Origin of the sequence: Streptomyces sp. Isolate_45 (assembly GCF_024721315.2) — a bacterium.
Classification (GTDB): domain Bacteria; phylum Actinomycetota; class Actinomycetes; order Streptomycetales; family Streptomycetaceae; genus Streptomyces.
On the sequence record NZ_JANFAK020000227.1, the window covers coordinates 1 to 10,696 of the forward strand.

The 10,696-nt window shown below is 70.5% G+C and carries 3 protein-coding genes, 1 tRNA gene, 1 rRNA gene and 1 pseudogene; 1 reads left to right on the plus strand and 5 read right to left on the minus strand.

Features of this window, described 5'->3' with window-relative positions:
* The 3 genes and pseudogenes from NOD94_RS37765 to NOD94_RS37775 form a co-directional block, all read right to left on the minus strand.
* A pseudogene (locus tag NOD94_RS37765) lies at positions 1–1,038 on the minus strand (cell division protein FtsK); the annotation flags it as partial.
* Positions 1,039–1,253: 215 nt separating this feature from the next.
* Complete coding sequence (locus tag NOD94_RS37770) at positions 1,254–1,937, minus strand: response regulator (protein ID WP_281210768.1); 684 nt, start codon at positions 1,935–1,937, stop codon at positions 1,254–1,256.
* Positions 1,938–2,180: 243 nt separating this feature from the next.
* Entirely contained in the window at positions 2,181–7,673 is a 5,493-nt protein-coding gene (locus NOD94_RS37775; RefSeq protein ID WP_281210769.1) for a HAMP domain-containing protein, read from the minus strand.
* 229 nt (positions 7,674–7,902) lie between these two features.
* Here NOD94_RS37775 and NOD94_RS37780 point away from each other — a divergent pair, with 229 nt between their 5' ends.
* Positions 7,903–10,425: a SpoIIE family protein phosphatase gene (locus NOD94_RS37780; RefSeq protein WP_281210770.1), complete on the plus strand. Its 2,523-nt coding sequence runs from the start codon at positions 7,903–7,905 to the stop codon at positions 10,423–10,425.
* A gap of 118 nt (positions 10,426–10,543) precedes the next feature.
* On the opposite strand, the gene NOD94_RS37785 is transcribed toward NOD94_RS37780, so the two are convergent.
* Both NOD94_RS37785 and rrf read right to left on the minus strand, forming a co-directional pair.
* Positions 10,544–10,616 (minus strand) — tRNA-Thr (locus tag NOD94_RS37785).
* Between the two features lie 5 nt (positions 10,617–10,621).
* A 5S ribosomal RNA gene (gene rrf, locus NOD94_RS37790) occupies positions 10,622–10,696 on the minus strand; the annotation flags it as partial.

Here is a 10,696-nt window from a genome sequence, read left to right on the forward strand (position 1 = left end):
CCGCTCGTCCCGCGCGGGCGGCACCGGAGCGGTGGTCTCCACGCCCTCCGGCCCGGTGGAGATGCCCTGGGTGAGGTCGCCGCCCGGCCGGCGCCGACGGGCGAGCGCGGCCTCCTCGGCGGCGTCCGCCGGGTCCCCGTGGTCCGCGGGGTCCCCCGCGCGGGCCCGCCACTGCTCGGCGTCGTGCCGGTCCCGCCCGCCCTGCGGAGCGAGGCCCTCCGGCTCCCCGTACCCCTCGTCGTACTCGTTCGGCGCGATGATGCCCAGCCGGATGCCGAGGCGGCGCAGCCGCTGCGGGATGGCGTTGACCGGGGTCGCGGTGACCACCAGCAGTCCGAACACGGTGAGCAGCACCAGCATGGGGACGGCCAGCGGCGCGCCCATGGTGAAGATCAGCGGCTTGGAGGCGCCCCAGCCGACGAGCCCGCCCGCGTTCTGCATCGCGGTCGTGCCCTCGTCACGGCCGGGTGCCCCACAGGCGATGTGCACCAGCCCGAGCACGCCGACGACGAGGGCCGACAGGCCGACGCCGATGCGCCCGTTGGCGTCGGTCTGTTCCGGATGGCGGATGAAACGTACCGCCATGACGCCGAGCAGGATCGGCACGAGCAGGTCGAGGCGCCCGAAGGCCCCGGTGACCAGCATGGTGACCAGGTCCCCGACAGGTCCGCTCAGGTTCGACCAGGTCCCCGCGGCCACGATCAGCGCCAGGGCGAGCAGCAGCAGCGCGAGCCCGTCCTTGCGGTGGGCCGGGTCGAGGTTCTTGGCGCCCCGGCCCACCCCGCGGAAGACCGCCCCGACCGCGTGCGCCAGACCGAGCCAGCAGGCACGCACCAGCCGCAGCACGCCCCCGGTCGGGGACGGCGCCGGCTTGGCGGCGACCTTCTTCACCGGGGCGCGCCTGGCCGCAGCGGCCTTCTTCGCGGGGGGCTTGCGCGCGGGCGCGGACTTCTTCGCCGGCGCCGTCGTACGGCCGGTGCGGCCCTTCGCGGTGCCCGCGCTGCTCGGGGAACCCTTGCCGGACGTACTTGAGGCCATGGGCCGAGGTTACCGGTGCGCGCCCCGGTGGACACGCGTGCCCACCCCTTCACCCGTTCGTGTCGCCGGGTCCGTACGCGCTTTGACGCCCCGACAGACCTGACGTCCACCCAGCGCACTTACCGGAAGCCAACGTTCCGCCGTGATGTCACCCGATGACCGGCGCCGTGGCCGGCGGGCGGAGCCGCCCCCGCACCCGACGGGACGGCTCCGGCTCAGCCCTGCGCGGGGAGCACGGCGGTCGGCCCGCCGGTGCCCGGCTCCAACGCGTCGAGCGCGCGCCTCAGCCCGGTCAGCTTGCGTTCCAGATGGGCGGCGGTCGCCACGACCGCGCCGTCGGCCGAATCCTCGCCGAGTTGCTTGGTCAGCGCCTCCGCCTGCTCCTCGACCGCCGCGAGCCGCGCGGAGAGTTCGGCCAGCAGGCCCGCCGTCTCCTTGCTGCCGTCCACGCCGTTGGAGCTGCCGCCCTCCAGCTGGAGCCGCAGCAGCGCCGCCTGCTCCCGGAGCTGGCAGTTCTTCGTGTACAGCTCCACGAACACCGAGACCTTGGCGCGCAGCACCCACGGGTCGAACGGCTTCGAGATGTAGTCGACCGCACCCGCCGCGTAACCGCGGAACGTGTGGTGCGGGCCGTGGTTGATCGCGGTGAGGAAGATGATCGGGATGTCCCGGGTCCGTTCCCTCCGCTTGATGTGCGCGGCGGTTTCGAATCCGTCCATGCCCGGCATCTGCACATCCAGCAGGATGACCGCGAAATCGTCCGTCAGCAGCGCCTTGAGCGCTTCCTCCCCCGACGACGCCCGGACCAGTGTCTGATCGAGCGCGGAGAGGATGGCCTCCAGCGCCAGCAGATTCTCCGGCCGGTCGTCGACCAGGAGGATCTTGGCCTTCTGCACCATGCCCTGTCCTCCTCGCCCCGGCATGGGGCCTCCCCGGCTCCGGGCGCCGGCCTGTGTGCCGGGCCCCGCCCCAGAGAACGGCATCCCTGAGCCGTCCGTCCTTGTGCCGGTCATCGTAGCCCCAGTCCCGAGATCGCCACACCCTGTCACCAAGATGTCACTGTGCACGAAGCGGAAACGTGAGGAGAGGGAAGAAGGTTCCCCTTCGCCCCGCCCACCACGTGCCCGCCTTCCGGTCGGTGATCACTCGTCGCGCATGTGCTGCTCCATCACCGACAACAGGTAATCGGGCTCGACCGGCTTGGTGACGTAGTCGGACGCCCCGGAGTCGATGGCCTTCTCCCGGTCGCCCTTCATCGCCTTCGCCGTCAGCGCGATGATCGGAAGTCCCGCGAACTGCGGCATCCTCCGGATCGCCGAGGTCGTCGCGTACCCGTCCATCTCCGGCATCATGATGTCCATCAGCACGAGCGCCACGTCGTCGTGCTGCTCCAGGACCTCGATCCCCTCCCGCCCGTTCTCGGCGTAGAGCACCGCCAGCCCGTGCTGCTCCAGCACGCTGGTCAAGGCGAAGACGTTGCGCACGTCGTCGTCGACGATGAGCACCCGCTCCCCGTGGAAGTCGTACGTCCGCGGCGGCGTCGGCAGCGGCTCCTCCAGCTCCCACGCCCCCCCGTCCGCCTGCCCCGGCACCTCACCGCGCGCCGGCGCCTCCGGCTGGGCCTTGCGGCGCCGCCGGAACAGCGCCGACGACCCCTGCCCGGCCGGCTCCGCCGCGGGCAGCGCGGCCCGCACCGGAGCGGCGGACACCTCGGCCGGCGCGTACGGCACCGGCTCGGGCCGCGCCTCCTCGGCCGCCCTGCGGTAGTCCCCGCGCGCGCCGCCCGGTGTGGGCGGGGCATAACCCTGCGGGGGCAGTTCGCTCGGGTGGAGCGGCAGGTACAGGGTGAAGGTCGACCCCCGGCCGGGCTCGCTGGCCGCGTGGATCTCCCCGCCCAGCAGTCGGGCGATCTCCCGACTGATGGACAGCCCCAGGCCCGTGCCGCCGTACTTGCGGCTCGTCGTCCCGTCCGCCTGCTTGAACGCCTCGAAGATCACCAGCATCTTGCTCGCCGCGATCCCGATCCCGGTGTCGGTCACCGAGAAGGCGATGAGGTCGGCGTCCGCCTCGCGCAGCGAACCGGCTTCCAGCAACTGCTCCCGGATCGCGGTCGGGACGTCCCCTCCGGCCGGCCGGATGACCAGCTCCACCGCCCCGGTGTCGGTGAACTTCACCGCGTTCGACAGCAGGTTCCGCAGCACCTGCAGGAGCCGCTGCTCGTCCGTGTGCAGGGTAGCCGGCAGCTCCGGGGACACCCGTACCGAGAAGTCCAGGCCCTTCTCCGCAGTCAGCGGCCGGAAGGTGGCCTCCACGTAGTCGACGAGCTGGACCAGCGCGATCCGCGTCGGCGAGACGTCCATCTTGCCCGCCTCGACCTTCGACAGGTCGAGGATGTCGTTGATCAGCTGGAGCAGGTCCGAACCCGCCCCGTGGATGGTCTCGGCGAACTCCACCTGCTTCGGCGAGAGGTTCTCGTCCGCGTTGTCGGCCAGCAGCTTGGCCAGGATCAGCAGCGAGTTGAGCGGTGTCCGCAGCTCGTGGGACATGTTCGCCAGGAACTCGCTCTTGTAGCGCATCGAGACCGCGAGCTGCTCGGCGCGCTCCTCCAGGACCTGCCGGGCCTCCTCGATCTCGGTGTTCTTCACCTCGATGTCCCGGTTCTGCTGGGCCAGCAGCTCGGCCTTCTCCTCCAGTTCCGCGTTCGCGGCCTGGAGCGCCTTCTGCCGGTTCTCCAGCTCGTCGGAGCGTTCCCGCAGCTGTTCCGTCATCTCCTGCGACTGCTTCAACAGCATCTCCGTCTTGGAGTTGACGGAGATGGTGTTGACGCTCGTACCGATCATCTCGGCGATCTGGCTGAGGAAGTCCTTCTGGATCTGCGTGAACGGCTGGAAGGCGGCCAACTCGATGACGCCGAGCACCTTCCCCTCGAAGAGCACCGGCAGCACGATCACGTGCGCCGGCGGTGCCTCGCCGAGCCCCGAGGAGATCTTGAGGTAACCGGGCGGGGTGTTCTCGACGAGGATCGTCCGCTTCTCCTCGGCGACCGCACCGATCAGCCCCTCCCCGGGCCGGAAGGAGATGGGCATCTGACCGCCCGCGTACGCGTAACTCCCGCGCATCCGCAGCTCGTACGAGCCCTCCGCGCCGCCGTCCGTCCCGATCTCGGTGCTCCCGCCGGTCGGCAGCGCCAGGAAGAAGGCCCCGTGCTGCGCGGAGACCACCGGGGTCAGCTCGCTCATGATCAGCGAGGCGACGTCGTCCAGTTCCCGGCGGCCCTGCATGAGGGCCGAGATCCGGGCCAGATTGCCCTTGAGCCAGTCCTGCTCCTTGTTGGCCAAGGTGGTGTCGCGGAGATTCACGATCATCGTGTTGATGTTGTCCTGGAGGACCTGGATCTCGCCCGCCGCGTCCACGTCGACCTTCAGGCTCAGGTCGCCGCGGGTCACCGCGGTGGCGACGGCCGCGATGGCCCGCACCTGCCGGGTCAGGTTCCCGGCCATCTCGTTCACGGACTCGGTGAGGTCCCGCCAGGTGCCGTCGACGTCCCGCACCCGGGCCTGGCCGCCCAGGATGCCCTCGGTGCCCACCTCGCGGGCGACGCGGGTCACCTGGTCGGCGAAGGAGGACAGCTGGTCGACCATCGTGTTGATCGTGGTCTTGAGCTCCAGGATCTCGCCGCGCGCGTCGATGTCGATCTTCTTGGTCATGTCGCCCTTGGCGATGGCGGTCGTGACCATGGCGATCTGCCGCACCTGACCGGTGAGGTTGGAGGCCATGAAGTTCACCGAGTCGGTGAGGTCCTTCCACGTCCCCGAGACCCCGGGCACGTGCGCCTGACCGCCGAGCCGACCCTCCGTACCCACCTCGCGGGCCACGCGCGTGACCTCGTCGGCGAACGAGGACAGGGTCTTGACCATCGTGTTCACGGTGTCCGCGAGCTGCGCGACCTCGCCGCGCGCCTCGACGGTGACCTTCTTCGTCAGATCGCCGTTGGCGACCGCCGCCGAGACCTGCGCGATCCCGCGCACCTGCGCCGTCAGGTTCCCGGCCATGGTGTTGACGTTGTCGCTGAGGTCCTTCCAGATGCCGGTCACCCCCCGGACCCGGGCCTGGCCGCCGAGGATGCCCTCGGTACCCACCTCGCGGGCCACCCGGGTCACCTGCTCGGCGAAGGAGGACAGTTGGTCCACCATCGTGTTCACGGTGGTGACGAGTTCGAGGATCTCGCCCTTGGCGTCGACCGTGATCTTCTTCGAGAGGTCGCCCATGGCCACCGCCGTGGTCACCTCGGCGATGTTGCGCACCTGCGAAGTCAGGTTGTTGGCCATGAAGTTGACGGACTGCGTGAGGTCCTTCCAGGTGCCGGAGACCCCCTTCACCTCCGCCTGACCGCCGAGGATGCCCTCCGTACCCACCTCGCGGGCGACGCGGGTCACCTGCTCCGCGAAGTTCGAGAGCTGGTCGACCATCGTGTTGAGGGTGTTCTTCAGCTCCAGGATCTCGCCCCGGGCGTCCACGTCGATCTTCTGCGACAGATCACCGCGCGCCACCGCCGTCGCGACCTGGGCGATGTTGCGGACCTGCGAGGTCAGGTTCCCGGCCATGCCGTTCACCGAATCGGTCAGATCGCGCCAGACCCCGGCCACCCCGGGCACCTGCGCCTGACCGCCGAGCCGGCCGTCCGTACCGACCTCGCGGGCGACGCGGGTCACCTGCTCCGCGAACGCCGAGAGCTGGTCGACCATCGTGTTGATGGTGTTCTTCAGCTCCAGGATCTCGCCCCGGGCGTCCACGTCGATCTTCTGCGACAGGTCGCCCCGCGCCACCGCGGTCGTCACCTGGGCGATCTGGCGGACCTGCGAGGTCAGGTTCCCGGCCATGAAGTTGACCGAGTCGGTCAGTTCCTTCCAGGTTCCGGAAACCCCCTCGACCCGTGCCTGCCCGCCGAGGCGACCCTCCGTGCCCACGTCCCGCGCCATGCGCGTCACCTGGTCGGCGAAGGACGACAGCTGGTCGACCATCGTGTTCACGGTGTTCTTCAGCTGGAGCATCTCGCCCGAGACGTCCACGGTGACCTTCTGCGACAGATCGCCGTTCGCCACCGCCGTCGTCACCTGGGCGATGTTGCGGACCTGTCCGGTCAGGTTGCGGAAGGCGGTGTTCACCGAGTCGGTGAGGTCCTTCCACGTCCCCGCCGCCCCCGGCACCTGCGCCTGACCACCCAGCTCGCCCTCGACGCCGACCTCACGGGCCACACGCGTCACTTCGGCACCGAAGGACTGGAGCTGGTCGACCATCGTGTTGACGGTGTTCTTCAGCTCCAGCATCTCGCCGGCCACGTCGACGGTGACCTTCTGCGACAGATCGCCGTTCGCCACCGCCGTCGTCACCTGCGCGATGTCCCGCACCTGTGTGGTCAGGTTGCGGAAGACCGTGTTCACCGAGTCGGTGAGGTCCTTCCACGTCCCCGCCGCCCCCGGCACCTGCGCCTGACCACCGAGCAGCCCCTTGGCCCCGACCTCGCTGGCCACGCGCGTGACCTCGTCCGCGAACGTACGCAGCGTCTCGGTCATCTGGTTGATCGTTTCGGCCAGTTGCGCCACCTCGCCGCGCGCGCTGACCCGCACCTTCTGCGACAGGTCACCGTTCGCGACGGCCGTCGTGACCTGCGCGATCCCGCGCACCTGGGCCGTCAGGTTGCCCGCCATGGTGTTGACGGAGTCGGTCAGGTCCTTCCACACGCCCGCGACCCCGGGCACCTTCGCCTGACCGCCGAGCTCACCCTCCGTACCCACCTCGCGGGCCACCCGGGTCACCTCGGACGAGAACGACGACAGCTGGTCCACCATCGTGTTCACGGTGTTCTTCAGCTGGAGCATCTCGCCGGCCACGTGCACCGTGACCTTGCGCGACAGATCGCCCTTGGCCACCGCCGTCGTAACGAGAGCAATGTCACGCACCTGGGCGGTGAGCCGGTACGCCATCGTGTTGACGGAGTCGGTCAGGTCCTTCCAAGAACCCGACATTCCGCGCACCTGCGCCTGCCCGCCGAGCTTGCCCTCGGTACCCACCTCCAGCGCCACGCGCGTCACCTCGTCGGTGAACGCGGACAGCTGGTCGACCAGGTTGTTGACCGTACGACCGACCTTGAGGAACTCCCCGCGCAGCGGGTGCCCGGCCCCCTCCGAGGCCTGCGTACGCAAGTCCATCCGCTGATCGAGATCGCCCTCGGCGACCGCCGAGAGCACCCGACCCACCTCGGAGACCGGCCGGGCGAGATCGTCCACCAACTGGTTCGAGGCATCGATCGCGGCCGCCCAGGAACCCTCGCAGGCGCCTGTTTCCAGCCGTTCGCTCAGCTTGCCCTCACGGCCCACCATCCGCCGGACCCTGGACAGTTCACCGGTCAGGTGGAGGTTGCGGTCGGCAACCTCGTTGTAGACGGCGGCGATCTCCGCCATCACACCGTCGCCGGACACCGTCAGCCGCTTGCGGAAGTTTCCGTCGCGCATCGACACCAGGGCCGTGAGCAGCCGGTTCAGAGCGGCGGTATCGACTTCCGTCGTACCACCGCGCCGGGACCGGCCCCCCTTGGGGCGCGTTCCCGCACGCCGCACCGCTGCTCCAGACTCCACCGTGTCCCTCCCGAAAGGGTCTACCGCTGTTCCACCGGACATCCGACTATCCAAAATCCGGCTCTCCAAGCCTGCCCAGTGTTTCACCCCGGCCGAACCCGGCCATAACACTCCGGCACCATCGCACACCGGCCGTACCCTGCGGGTGGAATCCCCCACGACGGCCTCCTTGCCACCGCGAAGGTAAGTAACCTGGCATCCGATGTCCCACCGCGTCGAAGGAGACTTGTTGATCACGGCACGGGCGGCTGCCAGTTTCGACCCCCAGGGGCGCTCGGTCGCCGCTGCCCGCGCGTTCGTCCGCGACACCCTGCAGGGCTGGGGCTTCGCGGACATCGTCGACGACGCCGTGGTCCTGACGAGCGAGCTCGTCACGAACGCCGTCGTCCACGCGGGAACCCGGGCCGAGGTCCTGTGCCTGCGCGCCGAGGACGGTGTGCGCGTCGAGGTCGCCGACCGGTACCCGGAGCGCGAGCTCCCGCTCGCCCACCCCGGCGAGCGACCCTACGCCGACCCCGACCGGGAGAGCGGCCGCGGCCTGATGCTCTGCGCCGCCCTCGCCACCCGCTGGGGCGTCGAGTACACGGCCACCCACAAGCACGTCTGGTTCCGCCTGGACCTGCCGGACCGTCCGGTCGGTACCCGCTCCGCGGGACCCGTCGTACCGGACCAGTTCCTCCCGCTGACCGACAGCCGGGTCCGCGTCGCAGTGATCCAGATCGACGCCACCGACGCCATCGCCGCCTGGAACGAGGACGCCGAGCACATCTTCGGCCACCCCGCCGAGAAGGCCGTGGGCCGCCCGCTCGCGGAACTCGCGGCCTGGCCGCAGACCCCCGGCACCGGCACCGGAATCGCCGAGGCCCTGCGCCTGTCCCGCTGGGAGGGCAGCTACGGCATCCGCGGCGCCGACGGCCGGGTCATCCCCGTGTACGCCTCCCACCTGCGGGTGCGCGACGCCCACGGCGAACCCTCCATCGTCTGCCTCCTCGTCCACGACGACGAGCGCGCCCTGCTCCAGACCCCCGTACGCATCCCCTCGGACGGGGGCCACCCCGGCGAGAGCCGCCCGGTCGACCCCTTCGAGGTGTTCATCGGCTCCCCCGCCCCGGACGACCTGGAGAGCCTGCTGCAGCGCACCGTGGAGCGGGCCCGCGACATGCTCGACGCGGACGCCGCGTTCCTCCTGCTCGCCACGGACGACGAGACGGAGCTGGAGGTCCGCGCGACCACCGGCCTGCCCTCGACCCGTCAGCGGTTCGCCCGGGTCCCCGTCGAGGCGGGCACCAACCGGTACGGCTCGGCCCGCATGCCGGCCGTCCACGACGACCTCGCGGCCGTCCCGGGAGCCGTACCGCTCCTGGAGGCGACGGGCATGCGCTCCGCCGTCACGGTCCCCCTCAAGGTCGAAGGCCGCCTCACCGGCTCCCTCGGCATCGCCGCCGAGAGCCCCGGGCGCTACACCAACGAGGAGGCCCTGCGCCTCCAGTTCGCCGCCGACCGCATCGCACTCGCCGTCGAGTCCGCCCGCCTCGGCGAGCTGGAACGCCTGCGCCGCGGCTCCCTGTCCTTCCTCGTCGAGGCCTCCGACCTGCTCGCCGGCACCCTCGACCGGGACCAGACCCTGGCCCTCATGGCCCAGATGACCGTCCCCACCCTCGCCACCTGGTGCGCCGTCTACACGATCGCCGACCAGGCCTCGGACCCGTACCTGGCCTACGTCCTGCACGAGGACGAGGACAACATCGACGGCCTGAAGGCCCTGCTGTCCCGGGTCAGCCCGCCCGAACCGGTCCGCGAGGCCGGCGCCCGCCCGTGGGCGGCCGCGGCCTCCGCGGTCGGCGGCGATTCCGTGGTCCTGCCCCTCCTGGCGCGCAACCGCGTGATCGGCATGCTCACCCTGGGCAAACCCCGCGAGGAACACTTCCGCCAGGAGATCCTCGAACTGGCCGACGACCTCTCCCGCAGGGCGGCCCTGGCCCTCGACAACGCCCGGCTGTACTCCGAGCGCACCGCCATCAGCCGTTCCCTCCAGCGCAGCCTCCTGCCGCCCGGCTCCCCCGCCATCCCGGGGATGGAGGTGGAGGTCATCTACCGCGCCGCCGGCGAGGGCAATGAGGTCGGTGGCGACTTCTACGACGTCTTCCCGATTCGCGACGGCGCGTACGGCTTCGCCATCGGCGACGTCTGCGGTACCGGACCGGAAGCGGCCGCGGTCACCGGCCTGGCCCGGCACGCCCTGCGCCTACTGGCCCGCGAGGGCCTCGGCGGCCCCGCGGTCCTGGAGCGCCTCAACGCGGCCATCCTCGACGAGGGCGCGCGCAGCCGGTTCCTCACCCTCTTGTACGGCGAGCTCCACCCGCAGCCGGACGGCGGCGCCCTGATGAAGGTCGTCTGCGCCGGCCACCCGCTCCCCCTGCGCCTGCGCCCGGACGGCGAGGTCACCTCGGCCGCCGAACCACAGCCCCTGCTGGGCGTCATCGAGGACCTCGACCTCTACGAACAGACGCTGACCCTGGATCCGGGCGACGTACTCCTCTGCGTCACGGACGGCGTGACGGAACGCCGCGAGGGCAGCCGCATGCTGGGCGACGACGGCCTCGCCGAGGTCCTGACGACTTGTACCGGCCTCACAGCCGGCGCCGTCGCCTCCCGCGTCCTGCGCGCGGTGGAACGTTTCGCGGCCGAACCGGCCTCGGACGACATGGCCATCCTCGCGTTCCGCGTCCCCCACCAGCGCGAAGGCGCCTGACCGCCCTTTGCCGGGAGCCGTCCTCGACGAACTCCCGGCAAAGGACATCACCATCAAAAAGAACCCGGAACGCAAAAAAGGCCCCCGCCAAGAGGCGGGGGCCTTTTTTTCTTAACTGAGCCCTTTAACGGAATCGAACCGTTGACCTTCTCCTTACCATGGAGACGCTCTACCGACTGAGCTAAAAGGGCGGGTTGTTCGGCGGCGTCCTACTCTCCCACAGGGTCCCCCCTGCAGTACCATCGGCGCTGAAAGGCTTAGCTTCCGGGTT